This window comes from Actinoallomurus sp. NPDC052308 (assembly GCF_040679195.1).
GTDB lineage: Bacteria > Actinomycetota > Actinomycetes > Streptosporangiales > Streptosporangiaceae > Actinoallomurus > Actinoallomurus liliacearum.
Genome location: NZ_JBFAUM010000027.1, coordinates 8097 through 29966, shown reverse-complemented (window position 1 = coordinate 29966; position 21870 = coordinate 8097). Strand labels below are relative to the sequence as shown.

29 protein-coding genes are annotated in these 21870 nt (G+C 70.5%); 16 read left to right on the top strand and 13 right to left on the bottom strand.

What is annotated here, in order from left to right; genetic code table 11:
* Positions 1-36 precede the first annotated feature (36 nt).
* The 3 genes from AB0L00_RS37495 to AB0L00_RS37485 form a co-directional block, all read right to left on the bottom strand.
* A complete protein-coding gene (locus AB0L00_RS37495; protein ID WP_364442188.1) occupies positions 37-894 on the bottom strand; it encodes an oxidoreductase in 858 nt (285 codons plus the stop codon).
* Positions 895-1404: 510 nt separating this feature from the next.
* Positions 1405-1905: an ATP-binding protein gene (locus tag AB0L00_RS37490; protein WP_364442186.1), complete on the bottom strand. Its 501-nt coding sequence runs from the start codon at positions 1903-1905 to the stop codon at positions 1405-1407.
* Between the two features lie 5 nt (positions 1906-1910).
* On the bottom strand, positions 1911-2327 hold the full coding sequence (locus AB0L00_RS37485; protein ID WP_364442265.1) for a hypothetical protein: 417 nt from the start codon (positions 2325-2327) through the stop codon (positions 1911-1913).
* On the opposite strand from AB0L00_RS37485, the gene AB0L00_RS37480 reads away from it, so the two are divergent.
* Genes AB0L00_RS37480 through AB0L00_RS37470 form a run of 3 tightly spaced genes read left to right on the top strand, consistent with a single transcriptional unit; the run spans position 2227 to position 3293 of the window.
* Positions 2227-3102, top strand: coding sequence for a Scr1 family TA system antitoxin-like transcriptional regulator (locus AB0L00_RS37480; RefSeq protein ID WP_364442185.1), 876 nt, complete (start codon positions 2227-2229; stop codon positions 3100-3102). The genes AB0L00_RS37485 and AB0L00_RS37480 overlap by 101 nt on opposite strands.
* Positions 3093-3188, top strand: a complete 96-nt coding sequence (locus AB0L00_RS37475) for a DUF397 domain-containing protein (RefSeq protein ID WP_364442183.1) — start codon at positions 3093-3095, stop codon at positions 3186-3188. The genes AB0L00_RS37480 and AB0L00_RS37475 overlap by 10 nt, the downstream gene beginning before the upstream one ends.
* A 9-nt stretch (positions 3189-3197) precedes the next feature.
* Positions 3198-3293: a DUF397 domain-containing protein gene (locus AB0L00_RS37470; protein ID WP_364442182.1), complete on the top strand. Its 96-nt coding sequence runs from the start codon at positions 3198-3200 to the stop codon at positions 3291-3293.
* Positions 3294-3349: 56 nt separating this feature from the next.
* Here the strand turns inward: AB0L00_RS37470 and AB0L00_RS37465 are convergent, their stop codons facing one another.
* On the bottom strand, positions 3350-4183 hold the full coding sequence (locus AB0L00_RS37465) for a hypothetical protein (protein ID WP_364442181.1): 834 nt from the start codon (positions 4181-4183) through the stop codon (positions 3350-3352).
* 19 nt (positions 4184-4202) lie between these two features.
* Entirely contained in the window at positions 4203-4865 is a 663-nt protein-coding gene (locus AB0L00_RS37460) for a TetR/AcrR family transcriptional regulator (RefSeq protein ID WP_364442180.1), read from the bottom strand.
* A 78-nt stretch (positions 4866-4943) separates the two neighbouring features.
* Here AB0L00_RS37460 and AB0L00_RS37455 point away from each other — a divergent pair, with 78 nt between their 5' ends.
* From AB0L00_RS37455 to AB0L00_RS37420, 8 genes are all read left to right on the top strand, one after another.
* Positions 4944-5639, top strand: coding sequence for a carboxymuconolactone decarboxylase family protein (locus tag AB0L00_RS37455; RefSeq protein WP_364442178.1), 696 nt, complete (start codon positions 4944-4946; stop codon positions 5637-5639).
* Positions 5640-5784: 145 nt separating this feature from the next.
* Positions 5785-5982: a hypothetical protein gene (locus AB0L00_RS37450; RefSeq protein ID WP_364442176.1), complete on the top strand. Its 198-nt coding sequence runs from the start codon at positions 5785-5787 to the stop codon at positions 5980-5982.
* Between the two features lie 483 nt (positions 5983-6465).
* A complete protein-coding gene (locus AB0L00_RS37445) occupies positions 6466-6936 on the top strand; it encodes a nitroreductase family deazaflavin-dependent oxidoreductase (protein ID WP_364442175.1) in 471 nt (156 codons plus the stop codon).
* Complete coding sequence (locus tag AB0L00_RS37440) at positions 6933-7484, top strand: hemerythrin domain-containing protein (protein ID WP_364442173.1); 552 nt, start codon at positions 6933-6935, stop codon at positions 7482-7484. Before AB0L00_RS37445 ends, AB0L00_RS37440 begins: the two co-directional genes overlap by 4 nt.
* Positions 7481-8392, top strand: a complete 912-nt coding sequence (locus tag AB0L00_RS37435) for a virginiamycin B lyase (protein WP_364442171.1) — start codon at positions 7481-7483, stop codon at positions 8390-8392. The genes AB0L00_RS37440 and AB0L00_RS37435 overlap by 4 nt, the downstream gene beginning before the upstream one ends.
* Positions 8393-8674: 282 nt before the next feature.
* Positions 8675-9223 (top strand): YceI family protein, encoded by a 549-nt coding sequence (locus tag AB0L00_RS37430; protein WP_364442169.1) that lies wholly within the window; start codon positions 8675-8677, stop codon positions 9221-9223.
* A 167-nt stretch (positions 9224-9390) separates the two neighbouring features.
* Positions 9391-10347, top strand: a complete 957-nt coding sequence (locus AB0L00_RS37425; RefSeq protein ID WP_364442168.1) for a sigma-70 family RNA polymerase sigma factor — start codon at positions 9391-9393, stop codon at positions 10345-10347.
* 222 nt (positions 10348-10569) lie between these two features.
* A complete protein-coding gene (locus AB0L00_RS37420; RefSeq protein WP_364442166.1) occupies positions 10570-10992 on the top strand; it encodes a PPOX class F420-dependent oxidoreductase in 423 nt (140 codons plus the stop codon).
* A gap of 257 nt (positions 10993-11249) precedes the next feature.
* Here the strand turns inward: AB0L00_RS37420 and AB0L00_RS37415 are convergent, their stop codons facing one another.
* Positions 11250-11879, bottom strand: a complete 630-nt coding sequence (locus AB0L00_RS37415) for an acetamidase/formamidase family protein (RefSeq protein WP_364442165.1) — start codon at positions 11877-11879, stop codon at positions 11250-11252.
* A gap of 394 nt (positions 11880-12273) precedes the next feature.
* On the opposite strand from AB0L00_RS37415, the gene AB0L00_RS37410 reads away from it, so the two are divergent.
* Together AB0L00_RS37410 and AB0L00_RS37405 are read left to right on the top strand one after the other, a co-directional pair.
* On the top strand, positions 12274-12906 hold the full coding sequence (locus AB0L00_RS37410; protein WP_364442163.1) for an HNH endonuclease family protein: 633 nt from the start codon (positions 12274-12276) through the stop codon (positions 12904-12906).
* A 283-nt stretch (positions 12907-13189) separates the two neighbouring features.
* On the top strand, positions 13190-14092 hold the full coding sequence (locus AB0L00_RS37405; RefSeq protein ID WP_364442162.1) for a cation diffusion facilitator family transporter: 903 nt from the start codon (positions 13190-13192) through the stop codon (positions 14090-14092).
* Between the two features lie 110 nt (positions 14093-14202).
* Here the strand turns inward: AB0L00_RS37405 and AB0L00_RS37400 are convergent, their stop codons facing one another.
* Complete coding sequence (locus tag AB0L00_RS37400; protein ID WP_364442161.1) at positions 14203-15024, bottom strand: ABC transporter permease; 822 nt, start codon at positions 15022-15024, stop codon at positions 14203-14205.
* Positions 15021-15965 (bottom strand): ATP-binding cassette domain-containing protein, encoded by a 945-nt coding sequence (locus AB0L00_RS37395; RefSeq protein ID WP_364442159.1) that lies wholly within the window; start codon positions 15963-15965, stop codon positions 15021-15023. The genes AB0L00_RS37400 and AB0L00_RS37395 overlap by 4 nt, the downstream gene beginning before the upstream one ends.
* Before the next feature lie 87 nt (positions 15966-16052).
* On the opposite strand from AB0L00_RS37395, the gene AB0L00_RS37390 reads away from it, so the two are divergent.
* Positions 16053-16793 carry a TetR/AcrR family transcriptional regulator gene (locus tag AB0L00_RS37390; RefSeq protein ID WP_364442158.1) on the top strand — a complete coding sequence of 247 codons (741 nt, stop codon included), beginning with the start codon at positions 16053-16055 and terminating at the stop codon, positions 16791-16793.
* A 4-nt stretch (positions 16794-16797) separates the two neighbouring features.
* On the opposite strand, the gene AB0L00_RS37385 is transcribed toward AB0L00_RS37390, so the two are convergent.
* From AB0L00_RS37385 to AB0L00_RS37375, 3 genes are all read right to left on the bottom strand, one after another.
* Complete coding sequence (locus AB0L00_RS37385; protein ID WP_364442157.1) at positions 16798-17895, bottom strand: D-alanine--D-alanine ligase family protein; 1098 nt, start codon at positions 17893-17895, stop codon at positions 16798-16800.
* Between the two features lie 106 nt (positions 17896-18001).
* Entirely contained in the window at positions 18002-19006 is a 1005-nt protein-coding gene (locus tag AB0L00_RS37380) for an NAD(P)H-dependent glycerol-3-phosphate dehydrogenase (protein WP_364442156.1), read from the bottom strand.
* Positions 19003-19872, bottom strand: a complete 870-nt coding sequence (locus AB0L00_RS37375; RefSeq protein ID WP_364442155.1) for a 1-acyl-sn-glycerol-3-phosphate acyltransferase — start codon at positions 19870-19872, stop codon at positions 19003-19005. The genes AB0L00_RS37380 and AB0L00_RS37375 overlap by 4 nt, the downstream gene beginning before the upstream one ends.
* 107 nt (positions 19873-19979) lie before the next feature.
* On the opposite strand from AB0L00_RS37375, the gene cofC reads away from it, so the two are divergent.
* On the top strand, positions 19980-20621 hold the full coding sequence (gene cofC, locus AB0L00_RS37370; RefSeq protein WP_364442154.1) for a 2-phospho-L-lactate guanylyltransferase: 642 nt from the start codon (positions 19980-19982) through the stop codon (positions 20619-20621).
* Positions 20622-20684: 63 nt separating this feature from the next.
* The gene (locus AB0L00_RS37365) at positions 20685-20885 is read left to right on the top strand and encodes a hypothetical protein (RefSeq protein ID WP_252847685.1); all 201 of its coding nucleotides are present in this window, start codon (positions 20685-20687) and stop codon (positions 20883-20885) included.
* A 222-nt stretch (positions 20886-21107) separates the two neighbouring features.
* Here the strand turns inward: AB0L00_RS37365 and AB0L00_RS37360 are convergent, their stop codons facing one another.
* Positions 21108-21392, bottom strand: a complete 285-nt coding sequence (locus tag AB0L00_RS37360) for an HU family DNA-binding protein (protein ID WP_345361035.1) — start codon at positions 21390-21392, stop codon at positions 21108-21110.
* A gap of 108 nt (positions 21393-21500) precedes the next feature.
* Positions 21501-21728: a hypothetical protein gene (locus AB0L00_RS37355; protein ID WP_364442153.1), complete on the bottom strand. Its 228-nt coding sequence runs from the start codon at positions 21726-21728 to the stop codon at positions 21501-21503.
* Between the last annotated feature and the right edge of the window lie 142 nt (positions 21729-21870).

The following is a 21870-nucleotide window of genomic DNA, read 5'->3' as shown; positions in this document are numbered from 1 at the left end:
GGACGTCCTCCACCTCGATGCTGAGGTTGATGCCCCTTACTCAAGTTCCTCGAGGTCCTCCGGGCTCAGCTTCAGCGTGGCGGCGGCGACGTTCTCCTCCAGGTGCGCCAGGGAGCCGGTGCCGGGGATCGGCAGGATGTTCGGCGACCGGGCCAGCAGCCAGGCGAGGGCGATCTGCGGCACGGTCGCCCCGTGCCGGGCGGCGACGGCCTCCAGGCGCTCGGCCGTGATCGGCTGGAAGCCGCCCACCGGGAAGAAGGGCACGTACGCGATGCCCGCCTCCGCGCAGGCGTCGACCATGGGATCGTCGTCGCGCTGGGCAAGGTTGTAGAGGTTCTGCACGCAGGCGATCGGCGCGATCGCACGGGCCTGCTCGAGCTCTGCGGCGGTCACGTTGGAGACGCCCAGATGACGGATCAGGCCCTCCTCCCGCAGCGCGAGAAGGGCTTCCAGGGGCTCGGCCAGAGACGTCTGGGCGCGGTCGAGGTCGCCCATCCGCAGGTTCACCACGTCCAGGCGGTCCACGCCGAGCGAGCGCAGGTTCGCCTCCACACCCCGGCGCAGGTTGTCGGATGTGAGACCGGTCTTCTCCTCGGCGGGCAGCGCGATGTCCGAACCCTCGACCAGCGCACCCATCTTGGTCACGATCACCAGGTCGTCCGGGTAGGGGGACAGCGCCTCCCGGATCAGCTCGTTGGCCGCCACGCCGTCGCGCGCGTAGTAGTTCGAGGTGTCGAGGTGATTGACGCCGAGTTCCACGGCCCGGCGCAGCACGGCCAGGGCGGTCTCCCGATCGGGCCGGTCTCCTCTGGGCCAACCGGTCAGCTTCATCGTGCCGTACCCGATCCTCGCGACGCTCAGATCGCCGCCCAGCGCCCACCGCTCAGTCGTCATGTCCACTCACCCTAGAGGCCCGGCCGGACGCCGATCCGGACCGCCGAGCCCCGGACGCGATCGCTCGGGTGGTCCCCCATGTCGCGGACTCACATGTCGCGGACCGCATCGACCACCGAGGTTCGCGTGCGGGCCCCTGGGTGCCCGGAACGGTCGCATCCCAGGTGCTCACCGAGCGGAAGACTCGGTAGAAGCGACGCCGGCTCAACAAGCCTGCACCTTTTCTCCCGGATCGCGACCGCAGTAACCGAGCATTCGGCACACCGCAGGACCGCGCCCATGAGCCGAACCCCGCAGCCTGGCCGCCGCTGCCGCCGCCTTGACGCCGTTGCTGCCGCTCTGCTGCCGCTGTTGCCACCTTGACGCCGTTGCCGACGGTCCGCCGCCCGTTTCGCCGGATCTGGCAGGTCAACGACGGCGTCAACGTAGCCGACCATGGCTCGCCCGGTAGGCGGCGTGCCCAAAAGCGGCCGATCGCAGCGACCTTGCCGCGAACGCCGCCGCTGCGTTTCAGCCGGATCGGTCGGACCGCAGTCGTGCCCAGACCACACGGCTGCCGTCTCGGTGCCGGTAGGTGCCGTAGTGGTCGGCCAAGGCGCCGATGCCGTACAGGCCCAGCCCGCTCTCCGGCAGGTCGTCGCCTTCCTCGATGGCGGCGCCGACCGGGTCCCGCCCCGGAAGGCGGGGCTCCTTCGGCCCGCCCGCGTCGATGACGTGGATCTCGCCGAAGGTGGGCCAGCGGCACAGCGCGACGGTGAACGTCCCGCCGGGACGTCCGGACGCGGAGTGGCGGATGGCGTTGGTGGCCAGTTCTCCGGTGATCCAGGCCGCGTTCCCGGCGAACGGAGCGTCGGCGAACAACTCACTCACGAACGTACGGGCGGCGCCCACCTGCTCGGGCGTGCCGGCGAAGTGGCGCTCCCACCGCAGCATGCCCGGTCGCCTGGCGGTGACCCGGCCGCCGAACGGCCGCCACTTCTCTCCTCGATCGATATCCGGTCCAGGAATCATGGTGATCATTCCTTCCCTTGATAGGAGCGCGGGCGAAGGACGGCGCTGCGCGAGAACCGCTTTCCCTCGTGCAGCTCGAGGCTTTTTCGGGCGGCCGCCGGATAACGCTGCACGAGACGGTCCAGAAGAGTGAGGTCGACCGCTATCGACGTTCCCTCGGAGCCGAGTGATTCGAGGACGTCGCGGAGCCGGTCGACGGACCGCCTGAGCTCATCCGGCGACGTCATGGCCGTGCTGTGCGACAGGTGTAGATGTCCGGACGATTCTTCGACATTGCATGAGAAGTGCCTCCGTCGCTGATTTCCACCCCCACAATGGCCAATGCGCTTTACCCTGAGAACGGCCTTGACCGCAGGGTCGATGCCAACAGGCCACGCCAGGATGGCGTGGAGCGGGATAAAATCCGGCGAAAGGGGTGTCATGGGCAGACAATCGAGCCCAACGCTCATCACTCTCGGACGGCTCGTACGCACATATCGCGATGCGTCCGAAATGCTGCAAAAGGACCTAGCCAACCGCCTCGGTTACTCCGACGGCTGGCTGAGCAACCTCGAAACCGGCCAGCTCCGTCCCCGAAGCGAACAGGTCGCCTCCATCGAAGAGGCCCTGTCCCTCCCCCGCGGCGCCCTCATGGCCGTCTACGACCAGCTCGACAACGAATGCCTGCCAGGCTGGTTCCGCCCCTGGCTTGAAGAGGAGCAGAGAGCGTCGGTCGTCCGGTCGTTCGGGCTCGCCCTCGTCCCCGGACTGCTCCAGACGGAGGAGTACGCGCGGGCCCTGTTTCAGGGCGATGAGGCCGCTGTCACAACGCGGATGGATCGGCAGTCCATCAGGCACCAGGAAACACCGCCGGCGATGCATTTCGTGCTCGACGAGGCGGCGCTCCACCGGGAGCGAGGTGGGGCAAAAGTCATGTACGACCAGCTCATGGCGCTGGCCGAATCGGCCTCTCCCCGGCTCACGGTTCAAGTTGTACGCTCAGCGGTGAACCCCCGAAGCCTGGGAGCGTTCACCATCGCGACCGTGGACGGGAACGACGTGGCCTACGTGGAGACAGCCATCAAAGGCATCGTCACGAGCGGCCGAGACGACTTGGCGGTCCTCTCGGAGGTATGGGAGACCATCAAGGCGCACGCCATGCCCCAGCACGAGTCGATCGAATTCATTCGCAACACGGCGGAGGAACGATGGGCCTGAACAACGCCGACTGGCGCAAGTCGAGCCGCAGCGGAGAGAACGGCGGCGACTGCGTCGAAGTCGCGACGATCGACCGCGACGCCTGACCCGCGACCATGGACCCGGACAACACCGACTGGCGCAAGTCGAGCCGCAGCGGACAGAACGGCGGCGAGTGCGTCGAGATCACCACAATCGACCGAAGCGCGTAGCGCGCACCCCCGAGCGTCCCCCGTCCTCGAACACCAGAGCCGAGGGCGGGGGTCGTCTATTCGGGCGCGACGGCGGTCAGGTAGTCGGCGATCGAGTCCGCCGTGACGGCGGCGCAGCGGCACCAGTCGACGAGGCGAAGGTCGAACGAGCGCATGGCGTCGTCGAGGGCGTCGGTCAGCGCGGTGAGCCGTTCCGGCGCTTCCGGTCGTTCCACGGCCACGCACAGGGTCGTGGCGAGGTCGCCTTCGGCGAGCCCATAGAGGACGAACGGGCCGACGGCGAAGGCGAACGAGTCGGCGATGAGGCCGGCGGTGGCCCGGTAGCCGACTCCGGCGTAGCGGTGGTCGATCGGCGACAGGATGCTCGATAGCCGCTCAAGAGACACCGGTTGCGGCAGCGGCCGGGTGGGGCCGGTCCGTACGTGGATCGCCTCGAAGCCGTACAACCGGCCGTGTTCGTCGCGGCGGGCGTGTTCGTCGTAGATGCGGCGCACCGCGAGCAACTCGGCCGCGATCTGGTCGTCGAGCTCGGCGGAGATCATCTCGACCTGACGCCAGGTGTCCTCGTGGATCTCGAAGGCCACCCCGTCGTGAGCCTGACCACCGGGCGGGGGCAGCGGGTCGTAGAGGGTCGGCATCGAGTACAGGATGTCGCTGGGGCGCATCGATTCGATGCGACGGACCGTCAGCGTCAGGGTGCCGGTCGCCAGGAACCGCTCGGCCGTCGGCGGCTCGGCGCGCTGCACCGACCAGTCCGTGTCACCCAGGTGAAGGACGGTGTCGATCTCGAAGGTGTCCGGCAACGCCTCCGCCGCGAGTTCGCTGCGGCCGAGCTCCCCACCGGTCTCGGCGTTGACGAACACGACGCGCACTGTCTTCGTACCGGCCATGGCGGATGACCTTATTCGGCTACGAGCCGCCCGGCAGGCGAACGCCGACGAGCTTGGTGAGGAAGCGGTCGATCTGCTCTTCGAGCGGCGGCCAGGGGAGGTCGGGCTCGTTGACGCGCATCGACACGGTGCCGTGGACGGCCGCCCTCAGGTCGAGTGACACCGCCGCCGCGTCATCGGCGGGCGCGAGGCCCGCGTCCATGCAGCGCTGCACGGCCGCCGTGGTGCGGTCGGTCAGGTCCTCCTTGAACGCCAGGTGCGTCCGCTGGTTGAGGGTGCTCTCGTGGAGCACCTTGTAGAGGCCGGAGTGCCGGCCGACCCAGGAACCCAGGAAGAGCAGCCGGGCGCGTAGCCGTGCCACCGGGTCGGCCGCGCCGGTCTCGGCCTGGTCGAGATCGCGCACCAGGTCGCGGTGGCAGCGCTCCAGGGCCGCGTAGACGAGGGCGTCCCGGTCCTCGAAGTGGATGTAGACGGAGGTCGCGGCGATGCCGACCTCTCGCGCCACGGCGCGCAGGGACAGCGCCTCGTCGTCACCGAGGTCGTTCAGCAGTCGGAGCGTGGCGGACAGAATCTCGTCCCGTAGTCGTTCGCCCTGGCCCCGGGGGTTGCGGCCGCGCGCGCGGCGGCGTGCGGGGCTCCGCTCCTCGGAGATCTCGTCCTGCGCTGAGGGGGTCTCGTCCATGGCTCGCCCATTGTAAGGGAACGACTATTGCCTTACAGTCGTAGCGCTACAGTCGTTTACTTACTGAGGGAGTCCCTCATGCCACTGCCCTTCGACACCCACGCGAAGGCACTCGACCCGGTGTTCGCGGAGATGAGCGCCGCCACCGACCACGTGCTCTGGGAGGAGACTCCGGAGCTGTCGACGCGGGAGAAGATCCTGCTGTCCCTCGTCGCCGACGTCTCCCAGCAGACGCTCGGGCTGCCGTACGAGGCCCACGTCGTGACTGCGCGGGAACACGGCCTGTCGGCCGACGAGCTCCGAGAGCTGCTCCGCTTCATCTCCTACGACAGCGGATATCCCGCCGCGCTGGCCGCCCTGGCCCGCCTGACCGAGATCGAGCAGGAGAAGGGACTGCCCGGCCCCACCGGCCTCGGCCACCAGGTCGACGCGAACGGCTCGGAGAGCCCGGTCCCGGCCCCCACACGAAAGGCGGTACGCAACCTCGACGCGCCCTTCGCCGACTTCATGGATCTGCAGTCCCGTATGCGGGCGGGCATGAACCTGCTGAGCGTGCGCGAGCGCGCGTTCGCGACGATGACGGTCGACGTGCTGTACCAGACGCTGGACGAGAGCTTCCGCGTCCACGTCACCCGCGCTCTCAGGGCCGGCGCAACTCCTGGCGAGGCACGCGCGGTGGTGCGCTTCTCCGCCCGCTTCGGCATGACCAAGGCCTGGCGCGCCCTCCGGGTCCTGGAGGCGCTCTTCACCGAGACCGGAACCGTCTTCGCCTGATCCCGGCCCCGGCGAGGCGGCCCGGCACGGGGACCCGGGCCGCCTCGCCCCGCGCACGCTACGAGTGGCCGACTCGTCTTCGAGACAGACGATCTTCCTTAAGCAGTCTCGCGGATCCCGCGAGACCCAATCAGGGGAGAATCGAATGGCCACACAGAAGGAAAAGGACGACGCGATCGCCTACTTCGTGAGGAGTGGGAAGGAGAAGCCGAGGGACACCCGCTCCGGCCCGTCCTCGCCCCGGTCCTCGGGCCGGTCGTCACGGCCGGCTCCGGGTGGCTCGGCTCTGGGCGGTGCCGCCGCGAAGATCCTGGAGGTCGCCGACGACCTCTGGCCCTGGTGATCCATTGCCATGCTGAACGCAGGGCCCGGCCATCGCGCCGGGCCCCTTTGCTCTGAAGGCTCGGTAAAAGCCGGATCGCGGCCTGGATTTCGCGGCCTTCATCCCGCTTCGCGACCCCGGTCTCCGAGCATTCGGGGCGGCCGGCCACCGGCTGAGACATCCCCACGCTCCGGGAGACCCGGAGACGGGTGGGCTGAGCCACCCGGCGAGACCGTCGGCACCGAGGCGGGGAGTTGATCGTCGTCGCGGCGCCGTGATAGGCAGTTCCCCGTGTCGCGTGTCGGCGCCAGGTGGACGGCGTCGGCATGGAGGCACGTGATCAAGGAGACCGCCATGCGTCCACGTCTTCTTTCCCACTGAACGACGCCGGGGCTCGCGTAAGCCCCGTTCGCGGTCCCAGCCAGACCCATCACCGCCGCCGTCGGCCGTACAGCCGGTTCCGGCGATCCGTTCCGTCTGTTCTCCTTGATCGAAAGCTGCTGGATGCCCTTCTCGCGCCCTGAGTCCACCCCGCCCTCCCCCGAGCCGTACGTACACCCGATCAACCAGCCGATCGTCGCGGAGTTCCGCGCGAACCACGGGCGTGTCGGCGGCCCGTTCGCCGGCGCCGACCTGCTCCTGCTGACCACGATCGGAGCGCGGTCCGGGCGCCCGGCGACCAGTCCGCTGGCCTACTTCCGCGACCGGGACCGGTTGCTGGTCGTCGGCTCGGCCGGCGGATCGCCCCGTCACCCCGCCTGGTACCACAACCTGCGCGCGCATCCGGTGGCCGAGATCGAGATCGCGGACCGGACGCTCGCCGCCCGTTCCGTCATCACCGAAGGCGCCGAACGTGACGCGCTGTTCGCGATGATCACGGCGCTGGCCCCCGGATATGCCGACTACCAATCTCGGGTGGAGCGGCGGATCCCCGTCGTCGCGCTCGTACCGGCCGAGGGCGGGGGCGCTCGATGACCGGTGATGAGCGGGTCCCGGCTCCCGAGGACGGCTCGGGTGACCGGGCACGGGCCCTCGGCGGGCAACTGGTCGAGGTTCATCGGTGGCTCCGCGCCGAGTTGGCGCGGCTCCGCGACGAGGTCGCCGGTTACGCCGGCGGCGCGACCCCACAGGCCCCGGCGCCGCTGCGGGCGCACTGTACGGCCTTCTGCCAGGCGCTGACCCGGCACCACACCGGCGAGGACACCACCGCGTTCCGAGTTCTCGGTGAGCGGTTCCCCGAGCTGGTTCCGGTGCTGGAAGAGCTGCGGCGCGATCATGAGCTGGTCGCCGACATCCTCCGCAGGCTGCAAGGGCTCCTCACGGCGCTGACCCCGGACAACACCGAACAGATAGGGCGGGAGCTCGATGGTCTGGCAGCCATCCTCGAATCCCACTTCCAGTGGGAGGAGAGAAGACTCGTGGACGCCTTCGACGCCCTCCAGGCCCAGGCCACGAGCGAAGAACTGTTCGGCCTGAGCATCGAACGCGTCGCCGCCGAACACCACCGAAAGGAGAGCCGATGACCTCCGTGTCCATCGTCGAACAGGCCGTCGCCGACCCGGGCGCGGGACCGTACGCGATCACGACCGGGCCGGACGGGGCGCTGTGGTTCACCCTGGTCCACAGCGGCGAGATCGGCCGTCTGGTCCCCGGCGGCGAGCCCACGAGCCACCGGCTCGATCCAGAGTGCTGGCCGACGATCATCGCCGCCGGGCCGGACGGCGCCCTCTGGTTCAGCGAGTACCAGGCACACCGGATCGGACGGATCACGACCGACAGCACGATCGCGGAGTTCCCGCTTCCGAGTCCGGACCGCGGACCGTTCGGCATCGCCGCCGGGCCGGATGGGGCGCTGTGGTTCACCGAGACCACCGCCGACCGTATCGGCAGGATCACCACCGACGGCCGGGTCACCGAGTTCCCGCTCCCGGTCACCGGCGCCCTCCCCTCTATGATCACCGCCGGCACCGACGGCGCGATGTGGTTCACCCTCAACCAGGCCAACGCGATCGGCCGCATCGGCATGGACGGGGAGATCGCCGTCCACCCGCTGCCGACCGAGGGCGCCGCGCCGGTGGGCATCGCCACGGGCCGGGACGGCGCGCTGTGGTTCGTGGAGATGGACGCCGGCCAGATCGGCCGGATCGACACCGACGGCATGATCACCGAGTTTCCGCTGCCGGACCGGTCCGCCCGTCCGCACGCCATCACCCCCGGCGACGACGGCCGGCTGTGGTTCACCGAATGGGGCCGCAACCGTGTCGGTTCGATCACCCCGGACGGCACGATCCAGGTGCACGCCCTGCCCACCCGGAACTCAGAACCGCATGGCATCACGCTCGGTCCCGACGGCTCGCTGTGGACGGCACTGGAGATCGGCGCGCTCGCCCGCGTCACCGTTGGAGCCGAGAGCGTACGGACCGGGCTCTGAGCACCTGCGAACGACCGCCGGAGTGACGCCCGCGAGGGCGGCGTCGAGCGGAACGCTCGGGGTGAAGCGGGATGACGGTGGCGCCATGCCACCGTCATCCCGCTTCGCCGTCGCGATGACCGAGCGTTCGGGACACCTCGGTGGCGGGTACCGACCCGCTGGGACGGAATGAGGGGCGTGCGGCGCCGGTTCGAAAAGTGCGGAACGGAGTTGTGTTCGGTTGAAGTTTCAACTAAACTCGCCACTGTTCCGATCGTTGAAGATTCAAACACAGGAGCGACCATGAGCGTAACCGCCGCCGAGCTGGGCCTGACCGCCGGCACCTGGAACATCGACCCGGCCCACTCCGAGGTCACCTTCACCATCCGCCACCTCATGTCCAAGGTCCGCGGCTCGTTCACCGCGTTCAGCGGCTCCGTCGAGATCGCCGAGGACGTGCTGGCCTCCACCGCCACCGCCGAGATCGAGATCAGCTCGATCGACACCCGCAACGCCGACCGGGACGCGCACGTCCGGTCCGCCGACATCCTCGACGTCGAGAACCACCCGACGATCAAGTTCGTGACGAAGGGCGTCCGGAGCGAGGGCGACAAGAACCTTCTCGACGGCGAGCTCACGATCCGCGGCGTCTCCCGCCCGATCACGCTCGACGTCGAGTTCAACGGCGTCGGCGAGGACCCGTGGGGCGGCACCCGCGCCGGCTTCACCGCCACCGGCTCGATCTCCCGCAAGGAGTACGGCATCGAGTTCAACGTGCCGCTGTCCGGCGACAAGGCCCTCCTCGGCGACAAGGTCGACATCTCCCTGGAGATCCAGGCCGTTCGCGCCTGACACCTCTCGCATCACGGTCGCCATGACGCACCATGGCAGAGAGCACCCGCGGCAATGCCTCGGGTGCTCTCTGTCGTGTTGAGGGTGCCCGCAATCGGGTATCGCGGAACAGCAGAGGACACATCCGCGTTGATCCGTTTGGGATTCGATGTGAGAGCGAGGTGGCCATGGCGGCGACCACGAATGACGGCAGGCGCGTCAGGCGGCCGGGACGGGCGGCGGACGGCGACCTGCTGGGGGCCTATCTCGACGAGATCGCCGCCACGCCACTGCTGAGCGCCGAAGAGGAGATCGAGCTCGCGCTGGCGATGGAGGCCGGGCTGCTGGCCCACAACCACCTCGACGAGGGCACGCTGCCGGACGGCGCGACCCGCGAGGAGCTGGAGGAGCTCGCGGTCCGCGGCGACGCCGCGAAGGACCGCTTCATCCTGGCCAATCTCCGTCTCGTCGTCAGCGTCGCCCGGCGGTACCCCACGGACGGCCTGAGCCTGCTCGACCTGATCCAGGAGGGCACGATCGGCCTGATCCGGGCCGTCGAGGGCTTCGACCCGCGGCGCGGTTTCAAGTTCTCCACCTACGCGACCTGGTGGATCCGGCAGGCGATCGGCCGTGCGCTGGCCAACTCGTCGCGGTCCGTACGGCTGCCGGGCGCGGTGCACACCGACGTGAACCGGCTGCGCAAGGCCCGCCGTGAGCTCGTGCTGCTGACCGGTTCGGAGCCGACCAACGAGGAGCTGGCCGCCGAACTGGACCTGCCGGTCGAGCGCATCGGCGAGCTGGACCGCTGGGACCGCACCCCGGCGAGCCTGGACGCGGTGGTCGGCGAGGACGAGGAGACCTCGCTCGGCGACCTGCTGGCGGACGAGAGCACCCCGTCACCCGAGGACGAGGCCATGGCCGGCGTCCAGCTCGAGATCATCGACGACATGCTGGAGCGCCTGGAGCCGCGCGAGGCGACCGTACTGCGGGCCCGGTTCGGCTTGGAGGACGGCACCGAGCACAGCCGCCGGGAGATCGCCAGCCGCCTCGGTGTGTCCGCCGAGCGGGTCCGGCAGATGGAGCTGGCCGCCCTGCGCCGCATGCGGGAGATGGCCCAGCGCATGGACGTGCCCCTGGCCGCGTGACGCGGTCGCCACGACGAAGACGACGAACGGTCCGGTCCGCGATCAGCGGCCGGACCGTTCTCTTACGCCCGCACCTCGCGGCCCTCGACGACGACCGGCCGTCGGCGCCCTGAGAGGGGCGCTGCGCGGTGGCGCGGACGGGTGTGGCAGCGTAGATGCATCCCGTCGATCACCCGGCGTGGCCGCCCCACGGGGCCGCGCATCGCAGAAGGAGGACGCGTCATGTCGAAGCCGCCGCTCCCGGAGGACGCGATCGCCATGCTGAAGAAGCCCAACCCCGCCGTCATCGCCACCGTGCGATCCGACGGGCAGCCGGTGTCCACGGCCACCTGGTACCTGTGGGACGACGGCCGGGTGCTGATCAACATGGACGAGGGCCGCAAGCGGCTCGACCACCTTCGCAACGACGCCCGGGTCTCGCTGACGGTCCTCGACTCCGATAACTGGTACACCCATGTGACCCTCATCGGCCACGTGACCGAGATCCGCGACGACGAGGACCTCTCCGACATCGACCGGCTGTCCGTGCAGTACGGGGGCCGGCCGTACCCGCAACGGGACCGCGGCCGGGTCAGCGCCTGGATCGAGATCGACCGCTGGCACGGCTGGGGCAGCTTCCGGGACAGCGACCAGGCGTCCGGCTGACGCGGCCCCGGGCTCTACCCCTCGAACCAGGCCAGGAGGTCGTCGTCGCCGAACATCCGGGCGGCCCGGGCGAGGCCGAACAGCCTGGTGGCGAACTCGACCAGGTCAGAGTCGTCCATCGCCTCCGGCATGCCACGCACAGGAAACGCCGGGGGGCGCGGGAGACGAGTCGCTCCCCCCGGCGTCGGTGCCTCCTGACGGTATCCGAACGCTATCCGCTAGGCACTCACCTCCTCCTTCGCGCGCCTGCGCGAGCTTCAGGCGACGTCGGCGGTCAGACCGGCGACGGTCGCGTCAAGGGAGCTGGTCGTGAGCGGCATGAGCACCGGTTCGGTGATCCGGAACCGTTCGACTCCCCGCTTGGTCAGATGCATGCGCAGGTCGATCCAGCCGTCGGCGGTACGGCAGCGGCCCCGCTCGAGAAAGTGCAGGTCTCCCACGGAGATGCGGGCACCGGCCACGTGCACGGGCAGCAGGATCTGCGACCGTGACGTGAGGGCCCGGCAGGAGGCCCGGTCCCGGTACGCGGCGACGTGGGCGTGTCCGGCCGTGGTCGGCGCGACGCGGCCGAGGACCGCGCCGGTCGGATCACCGGCGGGGTCCCGGAGCATCGCGTGCGACGGGGCGAGACCGAGGATGCCCGGGTGCGCGCCGGCCGCGGGGCGGCCGTCCGTACGGCCGATGCCGAGCACCTCGACCATGAGAAGGTCGCCGGGCTCCGCGCCGACCACTCCGACCGGGCCGCACAGCAGCTCGCCGCCCTGACACCGCATTCGAACGGAGCTGCCCGCGATCAGTTCGGCGACGGGCGGGATGTCCGGATGCCAGCGATCGTGACCGGGCAGGTGGTGCACGGTCGGAACCGGGGCGACGGGCGTGAACAGCAACGTTTCGGTCCCTTCTCACGCTGACTCTCGAACACCTCAATCCTGCACTTGGTGCTGTTTCAGGGTGGTTTCACGGTGCTTAATCCCTCGTCAACTGGGCCTCACCGGCATGATCCACAAGCGCCCCCGGTGAACGCTCCGTGGCACGCGGGCGGCACGACGTCGTACACCGCGGGAGCCCGCGCTGAACGTTCCCCTGCCTCGGTGAGCGGCGCCCGGGCCGTCTCCCCAGGTCACGTGGCGTCACGGGCGATTTGCGACGAATTAAGGAGTATTGAGGATCAACAGGTGACATTTCGCCACCTGTCACGTTCGGCGACTCTCCGTGTGTCGACTGCTCCGTACCTGTCCAGTCCCCCGCCTGGCCGGAGCAGCGGGCAGGAGGAGAACGCTCGTGAAGCGAGCCTTCGCCGCCGTCACCGGAACACTGTCGCTCGTCGTCGCGCTGACGGCCGCCACGGCCGGAACCGCGAACGCCACCCCGCCGAACATCCCCTCCGCGAGCACCGCGGCGTCCCGGCTGGCCACGCTCACCGTCGCCGCCGAGAGCCACCAGTCCACCTACGACCGCTCGCTGTTCCCGCACTGGATCACCATCAGCGGGACGTGCAACACCCGCGAGGAGGTGCTCAAGCGGGACGGCACGAACGTCGTCACCGACTCGAGCTGCGCCGCCACCTCCGGGCGCTGGTACAGCCCGTACGACGGGGCGACCTGGACCGCCGCGTCGGACGTGGACATCGACCACATGGTCCCGCTCGCCGAGGCCTGGCGGTCCGGCGCGTGGGCGTGGACGACCGCGCAGCGCCAGGCGTACGCCAACGACCTGGGCGGCCCCGAGCTGTGGGCCGTCACCGACAACGTGAACCAGGCCAAGGGCGACCAGGACCCCACGACCTGGAAGCCGTCGTTGACGTCGTTCTGGTGCACCTACGCGCGCGCCTGGATCCAGGTCAAGTGGTACTACGACCTGACCCTGCAGAGTGCGGAGAAGTCCGCGCTGACCAGCATGCTGAACACCTGCTGAGCCGGCGCCGTACGGCCCCGGGCACGAGCCCGGCGCCGTACGGACGTCCAGTCGAGGATTCCCGGCTACCGCGAGCGGTTCGCAACCGCGTGAGCTGCGTAGGTATCGAGATGCTGCAGCCGTGATCCTCCGCGATCCTGGGCCCATGACCGATCACCAGTCAGCCGCCGGCCATCAGCACGGCCACGGACATGGGCACGTTGAATCGTCCGGGTGGTGGGGGAAGATCACTCATCTGGTGCGGCCGCATTCCCATGAAGCGGCCGACAAGGTGGATGCGGCGATGGAGTCCTCTGCCGAGGGAATGCGGACGTTGTGGGTCTCCCTGGCCGGGCTCGGCGCCACCACGGTGATCCAGGCGCTCGTCGTCGCCTTCTCCGGATCGGTCGCGCTGCTGGGCGACACTCTGCACAATGCCGCCGACGCGCTGACGGCGGTGCCGCTGGGGGTGGCGTTCTGGCTGGGCCGCCGCTCGCCGACCCGTCGCTACACCTACGGCTACGGGCGGGCCGAGGACCTGGCCGGCGTGGTGATCGTGGCGACCATCGCGGCCTCCTCCGTCGCCGCCGCCTACGCCGCCGTCCAGCGCCTGGCCCGCCCTCAGGACGTGTCGAATCTGTGGGCGGTCGCCGCGGCGGCCCTGGCCGGGTTCGCCGGCAATGAACTGGTCGCCCGCTACCGGATCCGCGTCGGTCGCAAGATCGGCTCTGCCGCCTTGATCGCCGACGGGCTGCACGCCCGCACCGACGGGTTCACCTCCCTGGCCGTCCTTGCGGGGGCGGCCGGAGCCGCTCTGGGCTGGCGCCAGGCCGACCCGATCGTCGGCCTGCTCATCACCATCGCGATCCTGTCCGTCCTGCGCCAAGCCGCCCGCGAGGTCTACCGGCGGCTCATGGACGCCGTCGACCCGGCCCTGATCGACCACGCCGAGACGACCTTGCGCGCCACCCCCGGCGTGCTCGGCCTTGGGCAGGTACGGATGCGCTGGATCGGCCACCACCTGCGCGCCGAATGCGACGTCATCGTCGACGCCGGCGCGACCGCCGTCCAGGCGCACACGATCGCGGTCGACGCCGAGCACGCCCTCATCCACGCGATCCCCCGCCTGAGGGCCGCCACCGTCCACGCCGACCCCGACCCCAGCGGCGGCACCGACCACCACGCGCCTCTGACCGCCCACCGTTGAGCGTCCGCGCGGTCGCCGCCGGGGCCGATCGCCGCCGGACCTGCCCGTGAGAGGACCATCGACGCCGGACCATGGGGCCGAAGGCCCGTCCGCGCCCCCGGCTCTGGCCTTCACCGGCCCCGGCGCGTGTAGGTGCGGACCGACAGCGGGACGAACACCACCAGCAGCGCGGCCGACCAGAGCAGGACGGCGGCCACCGGATGCGCGAGCGGCCAGGCCACGTGCCCGGACGGGGCACCCGGGTTGCCGAACAGCTCCCGGGAGGCGGCGGTGAGCGCGCTGACCGGGTTCCAGTCGGCCAGGAACCGCAGCCACCCTGGCATCCCGCCCGTCGGGACGTACGAGTTGGACAGCATCGTGACCGGAAAGAACAGGGGCACCAACTGGTCGGCGACCTGGTCGTTCTTCACCACCAGGCCCACGTAGACGCCCGCCCAGCTCAGCGCGTACCGCAGCACCATCAGCAGCAGGAACGCCTCGGCCGTGGGAATCAGGCCGCGGTGGGGCTGCCATCCCACCAGCAGGCCCGCCCCCACCATGATGGCCAGCGACAGCAGACCGGTCAGGGAGTCGGCGCCGGTCTGCCCGAACGGCACCGCCGACCGCGCCATCGGCATGGACCGGAACCGGTCCATCACGCCGCGGGAGGCGTCGGTGGCGACCCGCACCATGACTCCCATCACCGACGAGAAGGTCACCATCGAGAACAGCCCGGGCATGAGGTACTCGCGGTAGTTCCCGCCTCCCGGCACCTGGATCGCGCTGCCGAAGACGTACCCGAACAGCACGACCATGATGGCCGGGAAGATCAGTGCGGCGATGAGTTCCCCGGGGTTCTGCCGCAGGCGTCCCAGCTCGCGGCCGACCAGGGTCAGCCCGTCGGTGAACGTCCAGCGCAGGCGGCGGCTCATCGGCGAGGTGAGGGCGGTCATCGGACGGGCTCCTTCCGGTCGGTGAGGCGCAGGAACACCTCGTCGAGGGTGGGGCGGCGCAGGCTCACGTCGGCCACGGCGACCCCGGCGCGGTCCAGCTCGCGCACGATGTCGGCGAGCCGGAGGCCGCCGCCGGGCAGGGCGACGCTGAGCCGGTCGGCGTCCGTGATGGTGGGATCGGTCCCGGCCAGGGCGTTCAGCACGGTCGCCGCCGGCCCCAGTGCGCCGGGGTCTTCGAGGACGACGTCGAGGCGATCCCCGATCGTGGCCTTCAGCTCGTCGGGAGTGCCGGTCGCGATCACCCGCCCGTGGTCGATGACCACGATGTCGTCGGCCAGCCGGTCGGCCTCGTCCAGGTACTGCGTGGTGAGCAGCACCGTGGTGCCGTCCGTCACCAGCTCGCGGACGCTGTCCCAGATCTCGCCGCGGCTGCGCGGGTCCAGGCCGGTGGTCGGCTCGTCCAGGAAGAGCACCTCGGGGCGCAGGATGAGGCTGGTGATCAGGTCGAGGCGGCGCCGCATTCCGCCGGAGTAGCCGGTGACCTGACGATCGGCGGCGTCCATCAGCCCGAAGCGTTCGAGCAACTCGTCGGCCCGCCGATGCGCCTCGCGCCGGGACAGGTGGGAGAGGCGCCCGAACATGCGCAGGTTGCCGCGGCCGGTGAGCTTCTCGTCCACGGCGGCGTACTGGCCCGCGAGCCCGATCCGCTCGCGCACCTTGCCGGCCTCGCGGACGACGTCATGTCCCGCGATGCGGGCATGCCCGGCATCAGGGTCGGACAAGGTCGCGAGGATCCGCACCGCGGTCGTCTTCCCCGCGCCGTTCGGCCCCAGCACACCACAGACCGTTCCCCCCGGGACGCTCAGGTCCAGACCCCGCAACGCATGGGTGTCGCCGAAGGACTTGTACAGCCCCTCGGCGACCACGATCGGATCCGTCATGACCACCTCCACTGAGTACGTTGTACGCGGTTATGACGGCCAAGTTAGATCACTGGGTACCATGTACGCAACTAGGAGGGTGGAACGGTGACCGACGCCGAGTACGTGAGCATCTGGATGCGGCCCGAGCGCCCGGCCCGCGGGCCGAAGCCGACCTACAGCCGCGCGCAGATCACCGAGACCGCGATCCGGATCGCCGACGCCGAGGGGCTGGAGGCCGCCACCATGCGGCGGATCGCCGCCGAGATCGGGGCCGGCGCGATGTCCCTCTACCGATACGTCCCGAGCCGTGACGACCTCATCGTGCTCGTGGCCGACCGGCTGATGGGTGAGATCGACGTCGAGGGAATGCCCTCCGGCGACTGGCGCGCGGACCTGACGCGCTACGCCGACGGACTGCGGGCGATGTGGCTGCGGCACCCGTGGATCGCCACCGTGCACCGGTCACTGCCCGGCTTCGGCCCCAACCAGATGCTGCTCATCGAACGGGTGATGGGGGTGCTCGACGCCCACGTCCCCATCGACGAGAATTTCGTCCTCATGGCCATTCTGAACGGCTACGTCGAGAGCACCGTCCGCGGGGAGATCAGCGGGGCCGAGGAGGCCCGCCGCAGCGGGCTCAGCGAGTCGGAGTGGATGGAGCGGAGCCACCCGCACGTCCGGCAGCTTGTGGAGAGCGGGGAGTACCCGATCTTCACCAAGATCGTGATGGAGGCGCGCCAGCCGCACCTGGGCCCCGACGACCAGTTCCGGTACGGCCTGGAACGCGTCCTCGACTGCATCGCCGCGGCCCTCCCGGCAACGGCCGAGCCCGGTACCAGGAGCTGACCCGCTAGCGCAGGCCCAGCGGGCGGGCCAGGGCCGTGCGGATCCAGCGGTCGACCAGGGCCGGGTAGTCCAGGCCCGTGGCCGCCCACATCTTGGGGAACGCCGAGGCGGGCGTGCAGCCGGGCATCGTGTTGATCTCGTTGAGGATCAACCTGCCGTCCGGGGTATAGAAGAAGTCCACCCGGGCGAGCCCTTCGCAGCCCAGCGCGTCGAACGCCTGCACCGACAGCCGGCGGACCTCTTCGATCACGGTCGGCGGGAGCTGCGGCGGGATGTCCAGCGCGAGGCCGTCGTCGAGGTACTTGGCCTCGAAGTCGTAGTAGTCATGGCCGGAGCCCACGCGCACCTCGGCGGGCAGGCTGGCCTCGGCCGGTTCGTCGCCGAGCCCCTCGAGCACGCCGCACTCGATCTCCCGGCCCGGGATGGCCGCCTCGACGATCACCTTCGGGTCGTGCTCGCGCGCGGCCTCGACCGCGGCCTCCAGCGCGTCCTCCGACTCGACCTTGGAGATGCCCATGCTCGAGCCCGCCCGCGCCGGCTTGACGAACACCGGCCAGCCGAGCTCCTTGATCTCGTCGACGACCTGCTTGCGCTCCCGCCGCCACTGCCGGTCCTTGACGACGACGTACGGGCCGACGGGCAGCCCGCAGCCCTGCCAGACCAGCTTCATGTACGCCTTGTCCATGCTCGCGGCGCTGGCGAGCACTCCCGCGCCGACGTAGCGCACGCCCGCCAGTTCGAGGAGGCCCTGGATCGTTCCGTCCTCGCCGTACGGGCCGTGCAGCAGCGGGAGCACGACGTCCACGTCGCCGAGGGCCCGCGGCACCTGGCCCGGCTCCACGACGACCAGGCCACGGCGGTCCGGGTCGAACGGCAGCGCCAGCGGCAGCCCGTCCTCGGCGACCTCCGGCAGCTTGCCGTCCTCGATCGAGAGCCGCTGCCCGGAGGCGAGGACCCAGCGCCCATCGCGCGCGATGCCGACGGGAATGACCTCGTTCCGGTCCTGGTCGATCGCGGCCATCACGCTGCCCGCGGTGAGACAGGAGATCGCGTGCTCCGAACTGCGTCCGCCGAAGACGACGGCGACCCGGATCCTGCCCATCGATCCACCTCTTCCCACCTGCACCGACAGTCGCGGGCACCGACATTACACGTCATTTCGCCTCGTGACGTTCTTCCCCGCTCGACGGGAAAGAGGTGCCCCGGGATCAGACGCCGTAGCGTTCGGGCTTCGGCGTCCGCGACATGAGGAGCCGCCCCGCGTCGGCCGGGCTGAGCCCGCCGTGCATGACCGCGACGATGGCCTCGGTGATCGGCATCTCGACGTGGTGCTGCCGGGCCAGCGCGAGGATCGCGTCGCAGGACTTCACGCCCTCCGCCGTCTGCCGGGTGGCCTTGACGACCTCCTCCAGGCTCATCCCGCGCCCGAGGTTCTCGCCGAAGGTGCGGTTCCGGGAGAGCGGTGAGCTGCAGGTGGCGACGAGGTCGCCCATGCCCGCCAGGCCCGCGAACGTGTGCTGGTCCGCGCCGAGCGCCGCCCCCAGGCGGGCGATCTCGGCCAGGCCGCGCGTCATCACCAGCGCACGTACGTTGTCGCCCATGCCCATGCCGACCCCGATGCCGACGGCCAGGGCGATGACGTTCTTCACCGCGCCGCCGAGCTCGCAGCCGATGACGTCGGAGTTCGTGTAGGCGCGGAAGTACGGCGTCATGCAGGCGAGCTGCAGCTTCTGCGCGGTCGCCTCGTCGACGCACGCGACGGCCGCGGCCGAGGGCTGCTCCGCGGCGATCTCGCGGGCGAGGTTCGGGCCGGTGATCACCGCGACGCGCTCCTCGGGCACGTCGGCGACCTCACGGATCACCTCGCTCATCCGCTTGCAGGTGCCCAGCTCGATGCCCTTCATGAGGCTCACCAGGACCGCGTCGGCGGGCAGCAGCGGCCGCCACTCCGCCAGCCCCGACCGGAGCGTCTGTGCGGGCACGGCCAGCATGACGTATGACGCGTCGGCGAGCGCCGCGGCGACGTCGGTGGTGGCCGTCAGCCGGTCGGGCAGCCGTACGTCCGGCAGATAGTCGGGATTCTCATGCCGGTCGTTGATCGCCTCGACCAGCTCGGCGCGGCGCCCCCACATCGCGACGTCGCCGCCCGCGTCGGCCAGCACCTTGGCGAAGACGGTCCCCCATGACCCTGCCCCGAGCACCGCGATCTTCAAGAGGCCTTGGCCTCCTTGCCCGTGTCGGTCCCCTCGGCGTCCGCAGCTCCGGACGCCTCGGCGGCGGCCGCATCGCTCGTGTCGGCGGCCGTGCTCGGCGTTTCGGCGTCGGCCGTGCTCGGCGTGTCGGCGGCCGTGTCGCTCGCCTTGTCGGCGCGGCGGGCCCGGGCGGCCTCGCGCGGGTCGTACAGCTTCTCCGGGGCGGGCTCGCCACGCAGCTCGGCGAGCAGGTCGGCGATGGCCCGCATGATGTCGGCGGTCGCGGCGTTCAGCGTCTCCGCGTCCAGGGGACGGCCCTCGTACTTGGACAGATCGACCGGCGGCCCGGCGACGACGTGCATCGTCTTACGCGGGAACGGGCGGAATTTCTTCGTGCCGTACGGCCAGAGGATGTGCGCTCCCCAGTGCGCCACGGGGATCACCGGGACGCCGGTGGTCAGCGCCATCCGGGCCGCGCCCGTCTTGCCGGTCATCGGCCACAGGTCCGGGTCCCGGGTGCAGGTGCCCTCCGGGTAGAAGATGACGCACTCGCCGCCGCGCAGGCCCTTCTCCGCGTCGCGGAGGGCCAGCGCCGCGTCCGCCCGCTCGCGGTACACCGGGATCTGCCCGGTCCGGCGGATGATGCGGCCGATCACCGGCGCCTTGAACACACCGGCCTTGGCGAGGTAGACGGGGAAGCGGCCCGCCTTGTAGATGAAGTGGGCCATGGCGAGGGGGTCAGACCACGACAGGTGGTTGACCGCGATGATCACTCCGCCCTTCCGGGGGATGTTGTCCTGCCCCTTCCAGTCCCGCTTCAACAGCGTGAACAGCAGCGGGCGCAGAATCCCCACGACGATCGCGCGCCAGACGGGCGAATGACCCATGCCCTCCTCCTCACTTCATCCCGGTCGAGCCGGGGGTGTCGTCAAGTGTCGCGGGTGTTTCCGCGTAGTGTCGACCCACGATGTCTGGTACCCATCGCCTCACATGGATGCTCGTCGTGCCGGTCAAGCCACTGGCCCGCGCGAAGTCACGGCTGTCCGGCGCCGCCGGCCCCCATCGCGAGCGGCTGGCGCTGGCCATCGCGACCGACACCGTATCCGCCGCGCTGCGGTGTCCACGGGTCCGGGGGGTCGTGGTGGTCACCGACGACCCGGTCGCGGCGCCCGAACTCGCGGCGCTGGGCGCCCACATCGTCCCCGACGAGCCGGACGCCGGGCTTAACCCGGCACTGGTCCACGGCGTCGAGTGGGCGCGATCGCTGGCGTCGGACGCCGGGGTCGGCGCGATGTCCGCCGACCTGCCGGCTCTGCGGCCCGCCGAGCTGGGCCTCGTCCTGGAGGCCGCGGAGGAGGCGCCGAACGCCTTCCTGCCCGACCTCGCGGGGTTCGGCACCACGCTGTACACGGCACGGCCCGGGGCGGTGTTCGCGCCGGCGTTCGGGACGGACTCCCGGGCCCGGCACCGCGGCCTGGGCGTGCGGGAGATCGCGCTGGACGAGGTCCGCAGCGTGCGCCAGGACGTCGACACGATCGACGACCTGCGGGCCGCGCTCGTCCTCGGGGTGGGGCCGCGGACGGCGTCCGTGGCTCCGCTGCTGCCGGTGCCCTGCTCCTCCGCCCCGCCGGACTGACCGGGCGCACGGGCGGTCGGCTCGCCGTCGGGCGTTCTTCCCGGACGCTCTAGTCTGTGCGGCATGCAGGGCACGGTGAAGGCGTACGACGCCGAGACGCGGACCGGCAGTGTGCTGCTGGACGACGGAAGCGAGATGGCCTTCGACACGGCGGCGTTCGACGCCGGCGGCCTGCGGCTGCTGAGGTTCGGGCAGCGGGTCAACCTCGCGGTCGAGGACGACCGCATCACGGTGATCACGCTCTCGACGTTCCCGCTGCCCTGAGCCGCCCCCGGCCGCGTTCCGGCCCCCAGAGCCGGAGCCGCTCCCGACCGCGTTCCGGCTTCCAAGCCCGGAGCCGCTCCCGACCGCGTTCCGGCCTCCGGGATCGCCGCTCACGGGGCGGCCGCCCCGTGGCCGGGACTCGCCGTCCCACCGGCCGAACGGCTCCGGGACCGCGACGGCGCCCGGCGGACTCTCGTCTCGCCGGGCGCCGTCGGCACGCCGTCAGCTCTTCTTGGCGCCGGCCACCAGGTTCTTGAAATCCGATCCTGCCTTGAACTTCGGCACCGAGGTCGCGGGCACGTTGATCGTGGCGCCCGTCGCCGGGTTCCGGGCCTCACGAGCCGGCCGATCGGCCTTCTCGAAGGATCCAAAACCGGTGATGGCCACCTTCTCGCCCTTGGCCACCGTCTCCTGAATGGTGTCCAGGATGGCGTCGACCGCCTCGGTCGCCGCTTTCTTGCTGCCGACTCGATCGGCGATCGCGTCGACGAGTTCGCGCTTGTTCATGGGTTTGCTCCTCTTCCCCCTTGCTCGCTCGAAACTAGGGGACCTCAGGGCATCTATACAATCACCCATGGCCGGTGTTTGCGCCTGTGTCGCAGGCAGAAGCGCCATTCAGGATGCGTTTTCATCGCTGTCGAGCTCGATCATGAAGGATTCGAGCCGCTTGACGGCAAGCGTCGGATCCCGCTTGGCAAGATCGGTTATGAGCAGGAGTTGCCTGGTCAGACGGGGTTTGTGCACGCCCGGAAGGCCGGCCACCCTCGTGTGCGCCTCGCGCAGCCTCCGGGCCAGGGCGTTGAGCTGCGGATCGTCCCACGCGGGACCGGATGGTGTTGTCATCATCACACCTCGTCACCTGGTTTCCACGGAGGCGCGCCGTGGGTTCGAACGGCAGGAGGGGGGGGGGGGGGGGCCGGGCCGCGCCCCCCCCCCCACCGGGGGGGGGCTGAACGGGGGGACCGGGGGGCGGGGGGGCGCGGGG